Annotated in this window: 20 protein-coding genes; 12 read left to right on the forward strand and 8 right to left on the reverse strand. The window is 62.5% G+C overall.

Annotated elements, in window-relative coordinates:
- The first annotated feature begins 10 nt into the window (after window positions 1-10).
- From secD to JQ558_RS34780, 4 genes are read left to right on the forward strand one after another with little or no spacing between them, the layout of a single operon-like run.
- Entirely contained in the window at window positions 11-1609 is a 1599-nt protein-coding gene (gene secD / locus JQ558_RS34765; RefSeq protein ID WP_212210476.1) for a protein translocase subunit SecD, read from the forward strand.
- Window positions 1610-1622: 13 nt separating this feature from the next.
- Entirely contained in the window at window positions 1623-2627 is a 1005-nt protein-coding gene (gene secF / locus JQ558_RS34770; RefSeq protein ID WP_212296520.1) for a protein translocase subunit SecF, read from the forward strand.
- A gap of 45 nt (window positions 2628-2672) precedes the next feature.
- Window positions 2673-3068 (forward strand): Mth938-like domain-containing protein, encoded by a 396-nt coding sequence (locus JQ558_RS34775; RefSeq protein ID WP_212296521.1) that lies wholly within the window; start codon window positions 2673-2675, stop codon window positions 3066-3068.
- Window positions 3065-3928 carry a phytoene/squalene synthase family protein gene (locus tag JQ558_RS34780; protein ID WP_212296522.1) on the forward strand — a complete coding sequence of 288 codons (864 nt, stop codon included), beginning with the start codon at window positions 3065-3067 and terminating at the stop codon, window positions 3926-3928. Before JQ558_RS34775 ends, JQ558_RS34780 begins: the two co-directional genes overlap by 4 nt.
- On the opposite strand, the gene JQ558_RS34785 is transcribed toward JQ558_RS34780, so the two are convergent.
- The 3 genes from JQ558_RS34785 to JQ558_RS34795 form a co-directional block, all read right to left on the reverse strand.
- Window positions 3925-5049 carry a serine/threonine protein kinase gene (locus JQ558_RS34785; RefSeq protein ID WP_212296523.1) on the reverse strand — a complete coding sequence of 375 codons (1125 nt, stop codon included), beginning with the start codon at window positions 5047-5049 and terminating at the stop codon, window positions 3925-3927. The genes JQ558_RS34780 and JQ558_RS34785 overlap by 4 nt on opposite strands.
- A 4-nt stretch (window positions 5050-5053) precedes the next feature.
- A complete protein-coding gene (gene trmFO / locus JQ558_RS34790; RefSeq protein WP_212296524.1) occupies window positions 5054-6487 on the reverse strand; it encodes a methylenetetrahydrofolate--tRNA-(uracil(54)-C(5))-methyltransferase (FADH(2)-oxidizing) TrmFO in 1434 nt (477 codons plus the stop codon).
- Window positions 6488-6639: 152 nt separating this feature from the next.
- A complete protein-coding gene (locus JQ558_RS34795) occupies window positions 6640-6792 on the reverse strand; it encodes a DUF1127 domain-containing protein (protein WP_016846063.1) in 153 nt (50 codons plus the stop codon).
- An 876-nt stretch (window positions 6793-7668) separates the two neighbouring features.
- Between JQ558_RS34795 and JQ558_RS34800 the strand changes: the two genes are divergently transcribed.
- Window positions 7669-7932, forward strand: a complete 264-nt coding sequence (locus tag JQ558_RS34800) for a hypothetical protein (RefSeq protein ID WP_212296525.1) — start codon at window positions 7669-7671, stop codon at window positions 7930-7932.
- Window positions 7933-7990: 58 nt separating this feature from the next.
- On the opposite strand, the gene JQ558_RS34805 is transcribed toward JQ558_RS34800, so the two are convergent.
- Window positions 7991-8806: a lytic murein transglycosylase gene (locus JQ558_RS34805; RefSeq protein ID WP_212210461.1), complete on the reverse strand. Its 816-nt coding sequence runs from the start codon at window positions 8804-8806 to the stop codon at window positions 7991-7993.
- 275 nt (window positions 8807-9081) lie between these two features.
- Window positions 9082-10011: a DUF2189 domain-containing protein gene (locus tag JQ558_RS34810; RefSeq protein ID WP_212274934.1), complete on the reverse strand. Its 930-nt coding sequence runs from the start codon at window positions 10009-10011 to the stop codon at window positions 9082-9084.
- A gap of 294 nt (window positions 10012-10305) precedes the next feature.
- On the opposite strand from JQ558_RS34810, the gene JQ558_RS34815 reads away from it, so the two are divergent.
- On the forward strand, window positions 10306-10683 hold the full coding sequence (locus JQ558_RS34815; protein WP_211996720.1) for a DUF3597 domain-containing protein: 378 nt from the start codon (window positions 10306-10308) through the stop codon (window positions 10681-10683).
- An 82-nt stretch (window positions 10684-10765) separates the two neighbouring features.
- Here JQ558_RS34815 and JQ558_RS34820 read toward each other — a convergent pair whose 3' ends face one another.
- On the reverse strand, window positions 10766-10930 hold the full coding sequence (locus tag JQ558_RS34820; RefSeq protein ID WP_212296526.1) for a DUF1127 domain-containing protein: 165 nt from the start codon (window positions 10928-10930) through the stop codon (window positions 10766-10768).
- Window positions 10931-11101: 171 nt separating this feature from the next.
- On the opposite strand from JQ558_RS34820, the gene JQ558_RS34825 reads away from it, so the two are divergent.
- Window positions 11102-11890: a fumarylacetoacetate hydrolase family protein gene (locus JQ558_RS34825; RefSeq protein ID WP_212296527.1), complete on the forward strand. Its 789-nt coding sequence runs from the start codon at window positions 11102-11104 to the stop codon at window positions 11888-11890.
- A 20-nt stretch (window positions 11891-11910) separates the two neighbouring features.
- Here JQ558_RS34825 and JQ558_RS34830 read toward each other — a convergent pair whose 3' ends face one another.
- On the reverse strand, window positions 11911-12180 hold the full coding sequence (locus JQ558_RS34830; RefSeq protein ID WP_212210453.1) for a GNAT family N-acetyltransferase: 270 nt from the start codon (window positions 12178-12180) through the stop codon (window positions 11911-11913).
- Between the two features lie 98 nt (window positions 12181-12278).
- On the opposite strand from JQ558_RS34830, the gene JQ558_RS37680 reads away from it, so the two are divergent.
- From JQ558_RS37680 to JQ558_RS34840, 3 genes are all read left to right on the forward strand, one after another.
- Complete coding sequence (locus tag JQ558_RS37680) at window positions 12279-12734, forward strand: tetratricopeptide repeat protein (RefSeq protein WP_249142766.1); 456 nt, start codon at window positions 12279-12281, stop codon at window positions 12732-12734.
- A gap of 137 nt (window positions 12735-12871) precedes the next feature.
- On the forward strand, window positions 12872-13222 hold the full coding sequence (locus tag JQ558_RS37690; protein ID WP_312015064.1) for a tetratricopeptide repeat protein: 351 nt from the start codon (window positions 12872-12874) through the stop codon (window positions 13220-13222).
- 145 nt (window positions 13223-13367) lie between these two features.
- The gene (locus JQ558_RS34840; protein WP_212210449.1) at window positions 13368-13772 is read left to right on the forward strand and encodes an SPW repeat protein; all 405 of its coding nucleotides are present in this window, start codon (window positions 13368-13370) and stop codon (window positions 13770-13772) included.
- A 123-nt stretch (window positions 13773-13895) separates the two neighbouring features.
- Here the strand turns inward: JQ558_RS34840 and JQ558_RS38020 are convergent, their stop codons facing one another.
- Complete coding sequence (locus JQ558_RS38020) at window positions 13896-14024, reverse strand: hypothetical protein (RefSeq protein WP_283813479.1); 129 nt, start codon at window positions 14022-14024, stop codon at window positions 13896-13898.
- Window positions 14025-14217: 193 nt separating this feature from the next.
- Between JQ558_RS38020 and JQ558_RS34845 the strand changes: the two genes are divergently transcribed.
- The gene (locus tag JQ558_RS34845) at window positions 14218-15858 is read left to right on the forward strand and encodes an acyl-CoA synthetase (RefSeq protein WP_212296528.1); all 1641 of its coding nucleotides are present in this window, start codon (window positions 14218-14220) and stop codon (window positions 15856-15858) included.
- Between the two features lie 35 nt (window positions 15859-15893).
- The gene (locus JQ558_RS34850; protein ID WP_212296529.1) at window positions 15894-16751 is read left to right on the forward strand and encodes a PCC domain-containing protein; all 858 of its coding nucleotides are present in this window, start codon (window positions 15894-15896) and stop codon (window positions 16749-16751) included.
- Window positions 16752-17048 lie beyond the last annotated feature (297 nt).

The raw sequence follows: 17048 nt of genomic DNA on the forward strand, positions 1-17048 counted from the left end.
GGTCAACTCGATGTTGTATTTCACGCGGTGGAAGGCGCTGGCGATCATTCTGACCGCGCTGGTGGTGTGCCTGTGCGCCGTTCCGAATTTCTTCCCTGAGGCCACGGTAAAGACCTGGCCGAAATGGGCGCAGCGCCACATCGTGCTCGGCCTCGACTTGCAGGGCGGCTCGTCCCTGCTGCTGGAAGTCGACTCCAACTACGTCAAGAAGGAAAAGCTCGACCAGGTGCGCGACGACGTCCGCCGTGTGCTGCGTGAGGCCAAGATCCAGTACACCGGCCTCAGTGCCCGTGCCGATGTCGTCGAAGTGCGCATCACCAAGGACACCGACGCGCCGACCGCGCTGACCAAACTGCGCGAACTGTCGCAACCGCTTGGCGGGTTGTTGGGGTCGAGCGGCCAGCGTGGCCTTGAGGTGGCTGACGGTGGCGGTGGGGTGATCCGGCTGACAGTGCCTCCGGCCGCGGTCACGGAACGCATCCGCCAGTCGGTCGAACAATCGATCCAGATCGTCGAGCGCCGCGTCAACGAACTCGGCACGGTGGAACCCTTGATCCAGCGCCAGGGCATCGACCGCATCCTGGTGCAGGTGCCGGGCCTGCAAGATCCGACCCGGCTGAAGGACATTCTCGGCAAGACCGCCAAGATGGAATTCCGGATGGTCGATCTCACGGTGCCGCCGGATCAACGGGGGAGCGTGCCGGCGGACTCGGAGTTGCTGCCCAGCGCCGACCCGCAGTATCCGCAGCCCTATGTGATCAAGAAGCAAGTGCTGGTTTCGGGCGGTGAACTGATCGACGCCCAGCCGGGATTCGACCAGCGCACCAACCAGCCGATCGTTTCTTTCAAGTTCAACAGCTCCGGATCACGGAAGTTCGCGGCGGCGACAACACAACACGTCAAGGAACCGTTCGCGATCGTGCTGGACGGCAAGGTGATCTCGGCGCCGGTTATCCAGGAACCGATCACTGGCGGCTCCGGTCAGATATCCGGTAACTTCACGGTGCAGGCCGCCAACGATCTGGCGATTCTGTTGCGCGCCGGCGCGCTGCCTGCGCCGCTGACCATCATCGAGGAGCGTACCGTCGGTCCGGGCCTCGGTCAGGATTCGATCGAGAAGGGCGAACTCGCGGCCTATGTAGGCTCAATCCTGGTCATCGTGTTCATGCTGGTGACGTACCGCCTGTTTGGCGTGTTCGCCAATATTGCGGTCGCCATCAACGTCGCCATGATCTTCGGCATCCTGTCGCTTCTGAACGCCACGCTGACATTGCCGGGCATCGCCGGCATCGTGCTCACGGTCGGCATTGCGGTCGACTCCAACGTGCTGATCTACGAGCGCATCCGCGAAGAGCTGCGCCACGGCCGCACCGCGATTTCGGCGATCGACGCCGGCTTCACGCGCGCGCTGTCGACCATTCTCGACTCCAACATCACGACCTTCATCGCCGCCGCTGTGCTGTTCTATATCGGCACCGGGCCGGTACGCGGCTTTGCCGTGACACTCGGCATCGGCATCATCACCACCGTGTTCACCGCGTTTACCCTGACCAGCCTGATCGTCGCCGGCTGGGTACGATGGAAGCGGCCGAAGACCGTGCCAATTTGAAGCGGAGTCGGCTTTGACAACACAATTCGTCCTCATCGGGCTTGGCATCCTGATTGCCGTGCTGACAGTCGTCGCCGTGCTCGATCTGCTGCCTCCGCTGCGGATCGTCCCTGACGATACGCATTTCGATTTTACGCGCTTTCGCCGCATCAGCTTTCCGATCTCGGCGGCGCTTTCGATCGTGGCGATCATCCTGTTCTTCACCCACGGCTTGAATTTCGGCATCGACTTCAAGGGTGGAACGTTGCTGGAGGTGCAGTCCAAGTCGGGCTCCGCCGACATTGCCACGATGCGTGCGACGTTGAGCAATCTCGGCCTCGGCGAGGTTCAGCTTCAGCAGTTTGGTGGTCCGGCCGACGTCCTGATCCGGGTTGCCGAGCAGGCCGGCGGCGACCAGGCGCAACAAGAGGCGGTGACGAAGGTCCGCAGCGCCCTCGGAGACAGCGTGGAGTATCGCCGCGTCGAGGTGGTAGGCCCGCGCGTTTCCGGCGAATTGCTGGCCTACGGCATGATCGGTCTGATGCTCGCGATCTTTTCGATCCTGCTCTATCTCTGGTTTCGGTTCGAATGGCAGTTCGCGCTCGGCGCCATGATCGCCAACGTTCACGATATCGTGCTCACGATCGGTTTCATGTCGCTCACCCAGGTCGATTTCGACCTCACCAGTATCGCGGCGCTCTTGACGATCCTCGGCTACTCCCTGAACGACACGGTCGTGATCTATGACCGGATTCGGGAAATGCTGCGGCGTTACAAGAAAATGCCGATGCCGCAACTGCTCAACGAATCCATCAATTCGACATTGTCGCGCTCGATCATCACCCACGTCACGGTGACGCTGGCGTTGCTGGCGCTGCTGGTGTTCGGCGGCCACGCGATCCACAGCTTCACCGCAGTCATGATGTTCGGCGTCGTGCTGGTCGGCACTTACACCTCGATTTTCATCGCGGCGCCGATCCTGATCTATCTCGGCGTTGGTGAGCACCGCGACGCGCCGGAGAAGCCTGCAAAGAAGTAGGCGGGCAGGATCCCGAAAAGTGGGAGCCGGCTTTCGGACAAGATCATGCCCAATCAAAACACTGGTTCCTCGGACGTACCGCATTTTCCGAGGTCGGCGCCGATCGAGGCCTACGGCAAGGGCGGTTTTGCGTTTGCCGACATGTCGCACCGCGGCTCGCTGTTGTGCCTGCCGGACGGCATCTGGGCCTGGCCGGTCACGAAGCCCGACGAGATCGATGAGTACTCGCTGGCGCGCGTCTTCAAGTCAGCCAATGCGATCGATACCCTGGTCGTCGGCACCGGGACCGACGTCTGGATTCCGCCCAAACATTTGCGCGAGGCGCTGCGCGCGGTGCGGGTGGTGCTGGACCCGATGCAGACCGGGCCGGCGATCCGTACCTACAACATCATGATGGGTGAGCGCCGGCGCGTTGCCGCCGCGCTGATCGCGGTGCCATGAGCGCAAGCGAGGCATCCAGGGATTCCGCCGGCTTCTGCGCCGACCTGGTGCGCACCCATGATTTCGTCCGCTACGCGTCGACGCTGTTCATGCCGGCGGCCCAGCGCCGCGCGCTGCTCGCGATCTACGCCTTCAATGCCGAGATATCACGGGTACGCGAGCAGGTCAGCCAGCCGCTGCCCGGCGAGATGCGGCTGCAATGGTGGACCGACATGCTGGCCGGCGCGGGCCATGGCGGCATCGAAGGCAACCCGGTCGCCGCCGAACTGCTGCAGGTGATCCGTGACTACCACCTGCCGGTCGACCCGCTGTCCCGCCTGATCGACGAACACCAGTTCGATCTCTACAACGATCCGATGCCGTCGATGGCGGCACTCGAAGGCTACATCAACGACACATCTTCGGCGCTGTTCTCGCTGGCCGGGCTCGTCGCATCGCGGCCTTCGGAAGCGGTCGATCACCTCGCGCGCCACGCCGGCTTCGCCCAGGGCCTGGTGCAGGTGATCGAGAAGTTGCCGTGGGATGCGGCGCGGCGCCAGCTGTTCGTGCCGCTGCAATTGCTGCAGCAACATGGCAGCGGCATGGAAGAAGTCTATTCGGGCAGGCAGACGCCGCAGGCGCGCGCGGCGATCGACCAGCTGATCGGCGAGGCGCGGGAGCATCTGAAAACCGCCTTCGAACTGCTCCCCGCCGTGCCGCCGGAGGTGAGGCCGGTATTCCTGCCGCTGGCGCTGGTCCGCCGCGACCTGAAGTGGATGTCGCGGGCGGATTCCGATCCGTTCGTACCTAGGACCTCGTCGCGATTGCGGACGCTCTGGACGCTGTGGCGGGCGTCGCGCTCGCCGGAATTCGGTGGTTAAGAGTTTGTTCGCGTAGAGGCGCCCGACGGCGAATCCATATCGGCCGCTTCAAAATTAAACCGGTCTCGCAAATTCTTGCGGCTCTCCAGAATGTCCTTCAGGAACGCCCGGTCAGTGTCGTTCTTCATCATCGGCTCGATCAGGTCGAGCTGGTTCATCGCGACAAGCTGCAGGATTTCGGTGCGCGGCTTGCCGGCGGCATCGCGCGGCAATGCGTGCACGACCTGGATATGCTCCGGCGGTTTGACGCCCCTGGCGGACGAAAGCTCGCTGCGCAGCTGCTTTTCCAGCGCAACCTGATCGGCCTCGACGAACGCATAGAGTCCGACGCCGGTGCGGCGGTCAGCAAAGGCGACAATGGCCGTATCGCGCACGTGTGGATTTTTGCGGATCATCTCGATCAGCACAGGCGCGTCGTTGACCAGGCGACGGCCGCCGCCTTCGCGATCGGTGAAATTGAACAGGCCGCGGGTGATGGCCTGATAGACCTTCTTGCCGGTCATCAGCCAGACGCTGGCGACGACGGATTTGCGCGCCAGGATCTTGCGCTCCATTGGCGTCAACGCGGCAGGCGCGTAGCTGCGCTTGTGTTTCAAGAGGTGCCGCAGGTCCTCATAGGCCGCGATGCGAAACAGCCGGCTGCGGCTCTTGAAGCAGGCGGCCAGCTGGAAATCGGTGAGATAGGCCTGTCCGTCACTGCCGCGCAGCCAGTTCTGCTCCTTGGCAAGATCGTTATGGCAGATGCCGGCGCGATGCAGTTTTCGCAGTGCCAGCTTGGCGGAACGGAAATAGCCGAGGTCGCCATGCGGCTTTGCCATTTGCAGCGCGACGCCATCGATGAAGCCGCGCACCAGCGCCTGCCGGCCAGCCCACAGCAGTTTTGGGCCGACATTCAGATCACGCGCCAGCGCCAGCGCGCGGTGCTCGCGGGCGAACAGATGGCGGGCGAGGAGATAGGACCATATCGGCACTTGATCGAGCCGGCGCAACACCGCATCGACCTCGCCAGCGTCGCTTTTGAAGCGCCCGCGCTCGACGGTCGAAAACACGTCGCGCTTCAGCAGCACGCCTTCGGTCCATCGCGCCGACAGAATCGCGGCGTCATCCTTTGGCAAAGCCATGATCTTACGCCGCCGCCGCGACGCGCAGGTGATCGGCGATCCAGCGGTCGAGATCGGCCAGCGCCCGCGCAGTCATTGCCTGCTTCTTGGCGACCGTCTTCTCGTTGCCGCGCAGCCGCGTGCCGTCCGGCTTCTTGGTCGGCGGGCTGGCAAGCGGCGGGAACAGGCCGAAATTGATGTTCATCGGCTGAAACGAGCGCGGACCAGCGTCGACGGTCTCGATGTGACCGCCGGTGATGTGGCCGAGCAGGGATCCCAGCGCTGTCGTCGCCGGCGGCGGCGCCAGCGACTGCGCGCGTGCATCCGCGGCGGCATAGAGCCCGGCCATCAATCCGATGCTGGCGGATTCGACATAGCCTTCGCACCCGGTCATCTGGCCGGCGAAACGCAGCCGCGGCTGCGCGCGCAGCCGCAATTGGCCGTCCAGAAGCTTTGGCGAGTTCAGGAAGGTGTTGCGATGCAGGCCGCCGAGGCGGGCGAATTCGGCCGCCTCGAGCCCGGGAATGCTGCGGAACACGCGCTGCTGGGCGCCGTGCTTCAGCTTGGTCTGGAAGCCGACGATGTTGTAGAGCGTGCCGAGCTTGTTGTCCTGGCGCAGCTGTACGATGGCGTAGGCCTTCACCGTCGGGTTATGCGGATTGGTGAGGCCGACCGGCTTCATCGGTCCGTGGCGCAGCGTCTCGTGACCGCGTTCAGCCATTACTTCGACCGGCAGGCAGCCATCGAAATAGGGCGTGTTGGTCTCCCAGTCCTTGAAGTCGACCTTCTCGCCGGCGAGCAGATCAGCAACGAACGCGTCGTACTGTTCCTTGGTCATCGGGCAGTTGATGTAATCGGCGCCGGTGCCGCCGGGCCCGACCTTGTCGTAGCGCGACTGGAACCAGGCCACCGACATGTCGATGGAATCCTTGTGTACGATCGGCGCGATCGCGTCGAAAAACGCCAGCGCGTTCTCGTCGGTGAGTTCGCGAATAGCGTCCGCCAGCGGCGCCGAGGTGAGGGGACCGGTCGCCACGATCACGTTGCCCCAGTCGGCCGGCGGCAGGCCGGCGATTTCCGTGCGGTCGATCTCGATCAACGGATGCTCGTGCAGGGCACGGGTGACGGCGGCCGAAAATCCGTCGCGATCAACCGCCAGCGCACCGCCGGCGGGCACCTGGTTGGCGTCCGCCGACCGCATGATCAGCGAGCCCAGCCGGCGCATTTCGGCGTGCAGCAGGCCCACCGCATTATTGGCGGCATCGTCGGAGCGGAATGAATTGGAGCAGACGAGTTCGGCAAGCCCTTCGGTTTGATGGGCCTCCGTCATCCGCACCGGGCGCATCTCGTGCAGGACCACGGGGATGCCGGCATTGGCGATCTGCCAGGCGGCTTCCGAGCCGGCGAGGCCACCGCCGATCACATGGACGGTGTTAGTTGGATTCTTGGCTGCGGTCATGCGCGCAGGGTTAGCGCGTTTTCTCGCCAAGTGCACCTGCGGCAATGGCGTTTTTAGAACAAGGAATCCAGCCCGGATACGACCAAGTCCAGATACGACAACGCCCGCAGCGAGGCGGGCGTTTATCCGTTCGTCAGGCAGCTGACAAAGGATCAGCCGTTATAGGTCCCGGCTGCAACGCGCGGAATGTCCGAACGATCGAGGCCAATATCAGCCAATTCGCGATCGCTAAGCTGGGACAGTTCGCTGACATTGCGCTGATAGTCCCGGAACGCCTGGATCATGCGGATGAGCGAGAGTAACATGGTAGTCTCCTTGAAATTACGATTCAGCTCTTGGAGGGAAGCCTCATCGTTGAAATGAATATAGCTGATATTTTGCAGTGCAGAAGTTCCTATGTTGCGGTGCAGCTAAGCTAGAAACGCATGGCTTTGGTAAGGTTTGATTAACCCATCGGCACGGCTCGCTCAATCGACGGCCAAAGGCTGGTTCCGACCTCAGTACATATGAATTACGCATTCAAAATCAAATAGTTGACAAAATTTCGGTAGCAACTATTACGACCTCGTCAAGAGATGCTTCCGCATCAGAAATCAATGGCTGGCCGACCTGCACAAAATCGAACCGTCGCTCTGCTTCGCATGCGCGATTCGCATGCAGTTCTTGGCATAAGAATGAATATATAATCAGTCTATGGTGGCAAGGCGCGCGGCTTAGGCGCAACTGTGGCGCGAGCCCCGCGCTGGGGCATTAGCCAGCAGCCGGGACCCGCCGACACTTGCTGCGGCTGGCGACCGCTGATGACTTCCGCTGCTCGTGGCGACGATAGCTATCTTGGCGTATCGCTCGACGAAGACCGTGCGAACAGCGCTCCCGATTTGAACGCAACGTCTCACCACATGCGTTGATCATCGCTATCGGGGTAGCGCGCACCATGGCGAGATCGAACGCGATCTTTGCCCGGTGCTGCATCGATCAACATGCTGCGCCGCGTCGTTACGTGGCCGTAATGAATTACGCAGCCGTAATGAAAAAGCGTCGTTTCGCATAAGCGCATTGCATGCTGCGCTCAGCACCTCGCGCGAACGTCATTCCAAAATTTTCTGCAACCGGAAAACAATCATCGCGCAGATTCCGGCAATGACGCTGGTGCTGTCAAAAACAGAAAACGGAAAAACAACATGCTCAATAAATTAATCGCAGCAGCCGCAATGGCTGCCATTGCCTACGCCATCGCTCCCGCAAACGCCGCCAAGGTGAACGCCGGCTGCAGCGGTCCCAACCTCGAAAAGACCGAGACCGCCATCGAGGCGATGGCGGACGGCGAGGGCAAGATTACCGCGCAAAAGGAAATCGCCATGGCTCAGGACGCCATGCTGAGCGGCAAGATGGGCGTCTGCGGCGCGCATCTGAGCAAGGCGATGCACACAGGTACGGCGAAGTAGACCTACCCGGCGGAGGGCCTGTTGCCTTGGTGCCTGGCCCTCCGATTTTCCCGACCTATTAAGGCGCACGCGCAAGCTGTGTCGCGAAATAGCCGATGGTCTTGGAATAGACCTCGCTCTTATTCCACTGCTGGATCACGGCGAAATTCGCGCTGCCGGGCTCCCAATCCTTGCCGCGCTGCCAGCCATAGCTTGCAAGGTAGTTCGCGGTCGAGGCCAGCACATCAGGCGCACTGCGCAGCAGGTCGCGGCGGCCATTGCCGTCGAAATCGACCGCATATTTGATGTAGGACGACGGCATGAACTGGGTCTGGCCGATTTCACCGGCCCAGGCGCCGCGCATATCCTGTGGCGCGATATCGCCGCGCTCGACGATGCGGAGCGCGTCCATCAACTCGGCCTTGAACAAATCGGTGCGACGGCAATCATAGGCCAGCGTCGCAAGCGAGCGCAGCGTCGGGAATTTTCCGATGTTGACGCCGTAATCGGTCTCCAGACCCCAGATTGCGACCAGTACTTCGCCGGGCACGCCATAGGCCTGTTCGATGCGCCCGAGCACCGATCCATATTGCTTGAGCATGTTGGCGCCGCGGGCGAGCCGGGGCGGGACCATGCGGCCGGAGAATTCCTCAAAGCTCTGGCTGAAAACCTTCTGTGAATGGTCCCGCGCAATGACCGTCTTGTCGAGCGCCACGCCGGTCAGTCCGGTTTGAATGACCGCCGGCGAAATTCCTTTCGCCGCGGCTTCCTTTTTGAAGTCTTCGAGCCAGCCCTCAAACGTGCCGGAGCCACAGGGGGCTGCAATCGATGGGCTTGCCGAAGTCAGGAGAAGTGCAGCCAGCGCCAAAGTCCGAACAGAAACGCGAGAGGTCATAGTGTCGTTCGCTCCAAAGTCGATTCATGATCGACATTAGTCTCGAAACCACACCGAATGTTCGGAGCAACAGCGGCCAAAACAAGGCCGCCATTTCGTCGCCGCTGACACAAACGTGTCATCAGCACAGGCGCTCAATTCATAGGCAATTCTGAACCCGAAGGCCGAGGCCGAGGGGCGGCCTGGATTGGTCTTGCGCGATGCCAGCATGAATGGACGCCAAACCGCCGGTCGACAACCGACCGGCGGTTTGATCTCGCTACTTGCTGTAAGGCCTATGCGCCTTCCTTGCGCCGCCAGGGAAACAGATTGGCCGGGAAGTCCGCCGCGGGCTTGCGCTCGCGTGGCGCGCGGGGCGGAAGCGGCTGGGGATTGAGTTCCGGTTCAATGGTTTCCCGGTAGAGATGCCAGGTGGCGTGGCCAAGCAGTGGAATGACGACGGCAAGGCCAAGGAAGAACGGCAGCGTTCCTGCAACCAGCAGCACGGCCACGATCAAACCCCAGACCGCCATCGGCACGGGATTTCGTGCGACCGCGCGCAGGGACGTCACCATCGCGTCGCCGGCGCCGGCGTGACGATCGAGCATCAGCGGGAACGATACGACGCTGATGCAGAGCGCGACGAGGGCGAACAGGAAGCCGACGCCGCAGCCGACCACGATCAGCCACCAGCCTTGCGGCGTGGTCAGCACCCGCGTCGCGAAATCTTGCAGGCCCGTCGCGCCCTCATAGCCGAACGCCGCGATGTAGATCGCCTGCGCGGTGGCTACCCAGGTCACAAACAACGCCAGCAGGAGTACGCCGAGCCCGAGCATGGCGCCGAACGAGGGCGAGCGCAGCACCTCGAGCGCATCCCACGCCGTCGCCTGTGCGCCGGTCTCACGACGGCGGCTCATCTCATACAGGCCGAGCGCTGCGAACGGGCCGAGCAGGGCGAAGCCTGCGGCCAGCGGAAACAACAGCGGCAACACCGAGTAACCGAGCACCGTGCGCGCCAGCACCAATCCGAGCACGGGATAGATCACGCACAGGATAACGGCGTGACTTGGAACGGCCTTGAAATCCTCCCAGCCGAGCTGCAAGGCCCGGTGCAAATCGGAAAGGCCGATGGTTCGGATCTCTGGCGCGTTCGCGGTCTCCTGTCCGCTCTGCGTCAGAGATGTGACATTGCCTTGATATGAGGTGCCTTGAATTGGAATCGCCATGGTCGTCGTCTCCCTCTGGCGGCCGCATCTTGCGCTCGCTGGAGGGCGCAAACGTGCCGTTTCCAAACATGATCACGATCAGACCAGACGCGAAGACAGGGAAGAACAACTGGCCATGTCGCGAACTGAGTCATCAGCGTACTCCCAAACCGGGACAATAGCACTCACGCTTCGGTGAATGTTTCATTGGCAAGCCACAATTGGCTGGCTAAACTGCAAGGCGAGCCCGGGCTGGTGCTGCCGGTCAACAGTGCCGCTAGCGACATACCTATTCAATTCCACTGGGAGCCAACGATGAGCATTTTCGGAAAAATCATGGGCGCGATTTTCGGCACCAAAGCAGACGCGGCGCCGGCTTCCGGCGGAGCGGCTGCAGGCGGAGCTGCCGCCGGCGGATCCGCAGCACCGGCGGCGACGATCGATGTCGCGCCGATCCTCGACAAGGCCGTGGCCGACAAGGGCGAGAAGCTGGCGTGGCGCACCTCGATCGTCGATCTGATGAAGGCGCTCGACATCGATTCGAGCTTCACTGCGCGCAAGGAGCTCGCCAAGGAGCTCGGCTATACCGGCGACAGCAATGATTCGGCGAGCATGAACATCTGGCTGCACAAGCAGGTGATGACCAAGTTGGCCGCGAATGGCGGCAAGCTGCCGCCGGAGATCAAGCACTGACGCTCTCGTTCTGATCAACAGGCAAAGGGCCCGCGCGTGACGCGGGCCTTTTTTGTTTTGGGATGCGCGCGAGAACGATCGTTCAGGGATACGGCCGGCGCCCGGTGTAGCGCGGCGCGGAGTTGGCAAGGTCGGCGCGGCTGATGCCGATGTCGCGGAGCATGCGATCGTCAAGCTGGCTCATGCTTGCGAGCTCGGAGCGGTAGCGGGCGTATCGCCTGATGGAGGCAATCAGGGAGATCAACATGGTGTTTTCCTATTCAAGATGTGAAAGGCACCTTTGCGGTGCTGATGGCCGTTGGTCGCAAGCTGCGGCGACGCGGTTCACTGCAATGCAGCAAAGCGCAGGTGCCATGCAATTTGTGCGAAAAGGCTGTAGAGACAGCCTGAACGAGAAACGTGAACCAGGGAGACCATCATGAACAGCCTCGACCGCAGAACCATTCTAACGACCGGAGCGTTGGCGCTGGCGGGCGCGGCGGCAAGCGCTCCGGCCGCTGCGCAGGCCGGCCCGAAGTCGATGTTTCCGGTACCGGCGACGACCATTCCGATCGTCGGCGAGACCGACGTGTATCAGGTCCGCCGCATCTATTGCATCGGGCGCAACTATGCCGCGCATGCGCGCGAAATGGGATCCGACCCGACCCGCGAACCGCCGTTCTTTTTTCAGAAGCCGACGGATGCAATCCAGAACGTCGCGATCGGCAGTGTCGCCGATCACCCCTATCCCTCACTGACCAAGAACTATCACTACGAGGTCGAACTGGTGGCAGCGCTCAAATCGGGCGGCACCAACATCCCGGCGGAGAAGGCGCTCGATCACGTCTATGGCTATGCGCTCGGCCTCGACATGACGCGGCGCGACCTGCAGCGCGCGTTGGGCGACGAGAAGAAGCCCTGGGAGATCGGCAAGAGCTTTGACCGTTCTGCGGTGCTCGGCCCGATCCATCCCGCCGCCAAGACCGGCCATTTCACCAAGGGCGCGATCTCGCTGGCGCTGAACGGCACCGTCAAGCAGAACTCCAACCTGCAGAACATGATCTGGAGCGTCGCCGAGCAGATCGCCAAATTGTCTGATGCCTTCGAGCTGAAGGCCGGCGACATCATCTATTCGGGCACACCTGAAAATGTCGGCCCGGTCGTGAAGGGCGATGTGCTGCTGTGCAAGCTGGAAGGGCTGCCGGATATGTCGATCAAGATTGTGTAGGTCTTCGTCCCGGCGAGAGACTAGCCAGTCAAATCGGCGAACTGCGGATTCTTGCGCAGATAGTCGACAACAAAACCGCAGCCGGCAATCACCTTGTGGCCGTCGGCGCGGATCAATTCCAGCGCGCCCTTGACCAGTTCGGAGGCAATGCCGCGGCCGCGCAGCGCCCTCGGCGTTTCGGTATGGGTGATGATGACAGCCGACGGGGTCAGCCGATAATTCGCAAACGCCACCGTACCCTCGACGTCGAGTTCGAAGCGGTTTTGGGCCTTGTTGTTGCGGACGGTCATGCGAGGAGTTCCATGCGATTCACCCCACTCATGTAGGCATGTGAACCCGATGATGCAAACGAGCGACCAAGGGAGAAATCGCTTGCCGGGGTGACATCATGCGCATTTTGACCTGCCTGACCGCATCGCTGCTGGGTGCATCGCTGACGTTCACGCAAGCGCCAGCCGCATCTGCCGCGGGCGACCGGAACTGGCAGGCCTGTACCAACACGACGACGGCGCCGAATGAGCGGGTAACGGCCTGCAGCGTCGTGATCGATGGCAAGACCGAGACCGGCAAGAGGCTCGCCGGCGCCTATTGCAACCGCGGCCACGGGCTTACCGAGAAGCGTGAACTCGACGCCGCCATGGCCGACCTCAATGAGGCGATCAAGCTCGATCCGGACTATGCCTGCGCCTATACCAATCGCGGACGGGTCTATGCCTTCAAGCGCGAACTCGATCACGCCATTTCCGACTATGACGCGGCGCTCCGAATCGATCCGACCTTCGCGTTGGCCTACAACAATCGCGGCGACGCTGGGTCGGAAAAGGCGACCTCGATCGCGCGCTGACCGATTTCGACGCCGCCATCAAACATAACCCGTCGCTCGCCATCGCCTATGGCAACCGCGGCTATCTCCATCATCGCAAGCGCGACACCACCCGCGCGATCGCCGATTACAGCATTCAGATCAAGCTGAAGCCGGACGTGCTGGCCTATATCAACCGCGGCAATGTCTATCGCGATACCGAGCAACTGGAGCGTGCCGCCGCCGATTACGGTGCGGCGGCCAAAATCGCGCCGACCGATGCCCGGGGCTGGCGCAACCGCGGCATGATCCGGCTGTATCAGGGCGATACCAAGCGCGGCATTGCCGATTACGACAAGGCGTTGCAATACGATCCGGCTGACGCCTATTCCTGGAATAACCGCGGCCAGGCCAAGATGCGGCTGGGCAACAAGGCCGGCGCGGTCGCGGATTTCCGCAAAGCCCTGGAGATCAACCCCAGCCTGCGCACCGCCCGTGAAGGCCTGCAGCAACTTGGCGCAGCGCAATAGATGGTTCGTGGTCTTGCAACCGGTTAGGGTGTACCTACGTCTTTTGCAAGACATACGCCCCGATGCGGCCGGATATGGTTCGAGATCGGAAATGTCAGGGATTGCCGGCCGCTGACGTATGCCTCTTTTCAATGGGAGGTTTACTATGTCGGACTTTCGTTTCTTCAGAACACATCGATCGTGGGAGGACTGGTTCGGCATGCTACTTGGCGTGCTGATCGTGGTGTCGCCCTGGTTTCCCGTGCAACCGGCCAACGAGGTCATGACCGCCGATCGCAGCACCATGATTCTCAACACCTTCGTGGTCGGCATGCTGGTATTCGGCCTCGCCCAGCTGGAATATGTCGCATTGCAGCGCTGGGAGGAGGTGGCGGAGATCGTCCTCGGGCTCTGGCTGATCGCTTCACCGTGGATTTTCGGCTATTCCGGCGACACGTTTCTGCCGGCTTGGCACGCGATACTCGGCGCAGTCGTGGCTCTGCTCGGCGCGCTTCAGCTGTGGCAGGATTGGCGCCTGACCGACCAGGAACTCGCCAACCATCCGCAGTAATGGCTTGCGATCGGGCCTGCCGGCTTTCTCGTCGGCAGGCCTGCGTGGCAGCGTGGTAACGATGACGACAGGATCGCCCGGGACCCGCCGGGTGGTCCTGTTTCGGCGTGGGAAATCGGGAGGTCAGCGCACGCCGGTCCCCTTGCAGCGCTGGCATTTCACGACGTTATCGCCCTTCTTCACCAGGCCCTTGCCCTCGCAATTCTTGCATTTCTGCTTCTTCTTGATGTTCGGGCCTTTTTCATTGGCCATCTTGATCTCCCGGCGTTTGGCTGATGGCACCATGGGCCAGCCATGCAGCCGCGTCTATAAGCACGCAGCCTGTACCTGGACGCGCTGGCAGAGGCCGGGCTTTCTGCTAACGTCCGGCCGGAATGTTCAGATCAGCGTTGAGAAGCGTAACGATGATGATTTTGCTTGGCTTGTGCAGTGCAGCGGTGCCGACGTGACGGGAACCGCAACCACAGCCGCGCCGCGCGGCGGCCTCGTGCGGATGTCGAACCGGGTGATGAACCTGGCGCATCTGGTGACCCAGAATGCCCGCCGCCATGGCGATCGCACCGGCTTTGTCTACGGCGACCGGACCTGGACTTGGCGCGAGATCGACCGCGCCGTCTCGGGGCTTTCAGCCGCGCTTGCCGAACGCGGCCTCGTCAAGGGCGACCGACTGCTGGTGCATTCGAAAAATTGCGACGAGATGTTCTGGTCGATGTTTGCGGCGTTCCGGCTCGGCGTGGTCTGGGTGCCGACCAACTTCCGCTTGATGCCGGACGAGGTCGCCTATCTTGCCACTGCCTCGGGTGCCAAGGGGTTTTTGTGCCACGGCGATTTCCCGGAACACGCCGCCGCCGTCGCCAACCCCGCACTGGAGTTCATCTGGCGGATCGGCGAGGGCGCCTTTGGCGAGAAGTCGGTGAGCGCCGCCATTGCGGCGCATGCCGGCGAGAGTTTTGCCAATACCGCGGTCGACTACAACGACCCCTGCTGGTTCTTCTTCACGTCAGGCACCACGGGCCGCTCCAAGGCCGCGGTGCTGACCCATGGCCAGATGGCCTTTGTGGTCACCAACCATCTCGCCGATTTGATGCCCGGCACCACCGAGCAGGACGCCTCTCTGGTGGTGGCGCCGCTGTCGCACGGTGCCGGCGTGCACCAGCTGGTGCAGGCGGCGCGGGGCGTGCCGACCATCCTGCTGCCGTCGGAAAAATTCGATATCAACGAGGCGTTCCGGCTGATCGAGGCGCATCGCGTCAGCAACATTTTTACGGTGCCGACCATTTTGAAGATGATGGTCGAGCATCCCGCGGTCGACCGCTACGACCATTCCTCGCTCCGCTTCATCATCTATGCCGGCGCGCCGATGTACCGCGAGGACCAGAAGGCCGCGCTGAACAAGCTGGGCAAGGTGCTGGTGCAGTATTTCGGGCTCGGCGAAGTCACCGGCAATATCACCGTCATGCCGGCCAATCTGCACGACCCCGAGGACTCTCCGCATGCGCGGATCGGCACCTGTGGCTTCGAGCGCACCGGCATGCAGGTCTCGATCCAGGGCGATGACGGGCGCGAACTCAAACCGTTCGAGACCGGCGAGATCTGCGTGATCGGCCCCGCCGTGTTCGCCGGCTATTACGACAACCCCGATGCCAATGCGAAGGCCTTTCGCGATGGCTGGTTCCGCACCGGCGATCTCGGCCATATGGACGAGGAGGGGTTCGTCTACATCACCGGCCGCGCCTCCGACATGTACATCTCGGGCGGATCGAACATCTATCCGCGCGAGGTCGAGGAGAAGATTTTGACTCATCCCGGGATCGGCGAGGTCGCGGTGCTTGGCGTGCCCGACCCGTTCTGGGGCGAGGTCGGTGTTGCCGTCTGCGTCCCGCGCGAGGGCGCCGCTGCGGTGAGCGAGGCTGAGCTGGCCGCATTCCTGTCGCCGAAGGTGCCGCGCTACAAAATGCCGAAGCGCTTCTTCTTCTGGGAGGCGCTGCCGAAATCCGGCTACGGCAAGATCCCGAAGCGGCTGGTGCGCGACGAACTCGAGGCGCGCGGGCTGCTCGACCTCACCAATCAAGACGCGCCACGATGACGGCGGCGAAGGCAAACCGGCCGGTGCCGGAAGCAATGCGAAGCATCGTCCAGCCCGGTCCGCCCAACCCTGAACGCATCCAGTGGGTCGAGGCGCGCGGCCGCGCGTTCTCGTTCACGCTGCAAGCCGGCCTGCCGCTGCTGGAAGCCGCGCGTCGCGGCTTTGCCGAGGCCGGATTTGCCGGCGGCGTGCTGAGCATGCGGGGCGGGGCGCTCGGGCCGTTTGCCTATGTGATGCCGGCGCTGTCCAAGACCGGCGCCAACGCCGCGTTCTACAGCGACACTTTCCGGCCTGAAGGCGTCACGCAGCTCAAGTTCGCGGCGATGACTCTTGGCGAGCGCGACGGCGCGCCGTTTTTCCACTGCCATGGCCTGTGGACCGAGACCGATGGCGACCTGCATGGCGGTCACATCCTGCCCGAGGAGAGCATCGTCGCCGAGCCGTTCGCGGTGGAAGCGTTCGGGATCGATGGCGCTGTCTTCACCGCCGAGGTGGATAGCGAGACCAATTTCAAACTGTTCGGGCCGGTGCCGCGCGAGGCGACCGGTGCCGACACCACGAGCCGGGCCTTTGCGCTGCGGTTGCGGCCGAACCAGGATTTCGCCTGTGCGCTGGAAGCATTCTGCCGGCAACACGGGATATTTCAGGCCCGGATTCATGGCGGGGTCGGCAGCACGATCGGCGCGCAGTTCAGCGATGGCCGATCCGTGGTGCCGTTCGCGACCGAGCTTGCGATCCGCTCGGGCACCATCACGTCAACCGCCGACGGTACGCTGGAGGCGACGCTGGATATTGCGTTGGTGGATTATCTCGGCGGCATCGCCGAAGGCCGGCTGATGCGCGGCGACAATCCGGTGCTGATGACGATGGAGCTGGTGCTCGAGGTGATTTGATCGGTTTCTGCTGTCGTCCCGGCCTAGTGCGCAATTGCGCACGGGGGGCCGGGACCCATACCGCGTGATCTCTCTATGAAGCTCGGTAGCAGAGACCATTCGCAAAACTACTCCCTGGGGTTATGGGGCCCGGCCTTCGCCGGGACGACACGTGGATGTGGCTTCGCATTCTCGCGACGCGTTGCGCCCGAGTTGTGCTTGAAATCGTTCGCCCCCAAAAAATTCAGAGGGCGCAGGGAATGCCGGATGCGCGCTGCACCCGCGGTCTCGTGTGCGAATAGTGCAAACAAAGCTGCA

The sequence above is a fragment of the Bradyrhizobium sp. AUGA SZCCT0160 genome, assembly GCF_018130105.1.
In the GTDB taxonomy this organism is placed as follows: domain Bacteria; phylum Pseudomonadota; class Alphaproteobacteria; order Rhizobiales; family Xanthobacteraceae; genus Bradyrhizobium.

Bases quoted from the DNA above. Each gene is read 5' to 3' on its own strand.
- secD (WP_212210476.1), top strand. From the start codon at position 11: ATGTTGTATTTCACGCGGTGGAAGGCGCTGGCGATCATTCTGACCGCG.
- JQ558_RS34775 (WP_212296521.1), top strand. From the start codon at position 2,673: ATGCCCAATCAAAACACTGGTTCCTCGGACGTACCGCATTTTCCGAGG.
- JQ558_RS34780 (WP_212296522.1), top strand. From the start codon at position 3,065: ATGAGCGCAAGCGAGGCATCCAGGGATTCCGCCGGCTTCTGCGCCGAC.
- JQ558_RS34785 (WP_212296523.1), bottom strand. From the start codon at position 5,049: ATGGCTTTGCCAAAGGATGACGCCGCGATTCTGTCGGCGCGATGGACC.
- trmFO (WP_212296524.1), bottom strand. From the start codon at position 6,487: ATGACCGCAGCCAAGAATCCAACTAACACCGTCCATGTGATCGGCGGT.
- JQ558_RS34795 (WP_016846063.1), bottom strand. From the start codon at position 6,792: ATGTTACTCTCGCTCATCCGCATGATCCAGGCGTTCCGGGACTATCAG.
- JQ558_RS34800 (WP_212296525.1), top strand. From the start codon at position 7,669: ATGCTCAATAAATTAATCGCAGCAGCCGCAATGGCTGCCATTGCCTAC.
- JQ558_RS34805 (WP_212210461.1), bottom strand. From the start codon at position 8,806: ATGACCTCTCGCGTTTCTGTTCGGACTTTGGCGCTGGCTGCACTTCTC.
- JQ558_RS34810 (WP_212274934.1), bottom strand. From the start codon at position 10,011: ATGGCGATTCCAATTCAAGGCACCTCATATCAAGGCAATGTCACATCT.
- JQ558_RS34815 (WP_211996720.1), top strand. From the start codon at position 10,306: ATGAGCATTTTCGGAAAAATCATGGGCGCGATTTTCGGCACCAAAGCA.
- JQ558_RS34820 (WP_212296526.1), bottom strand. From the start codon at position 10,930: ATGTTGATCTCCCTGATTGCCTCCATCAGGCGATACGCCCGCTACCGC.
- JQ558_RS34825 (WP_212296527.1), top strand. From the start codon at position 11,102: ATGAACAGCCTCGACCGCAGAACCATTCTAACGACCGGAGCGTTGGCG.
- JQ558_RS34830 (WP_212210453.1), bottom strand. From the start codon at position 12,180: ATGACCGTCCGCAACAACAAGGCCCAAAACCGCTTCGAACTCGACGTC.
- JQ558_RS37680 (WP_249142766.1), top strand. From the start codon at position 12,279: ATGCGCATTTTGACCTGCCTGACCGCATCGCTGCTGGGTGCATCGCTG.
- JQ558_RS34840 (WP_212210449.1), top strand. From the start codon at position 13,368: ATGTCGGACTTTCGTTTCTTCAGAACACATCGATCGTGGGAGGACTGG.
- JQ558_RS38020 (WP_283813479.1), bottom strand. From the start codon at position 14,024: ATGGCCAATGAAAAAGGCCCGAACATCAAGAAGAAGCAGAAATGCAAG.
- JQ558_RS34850 (WP_212296529.1), top strand. From the start codon at position 15,894: ATGCGAAGCATCGTCCAGCCCGGTCCGCCCAACCCTGAACGCATCCAG.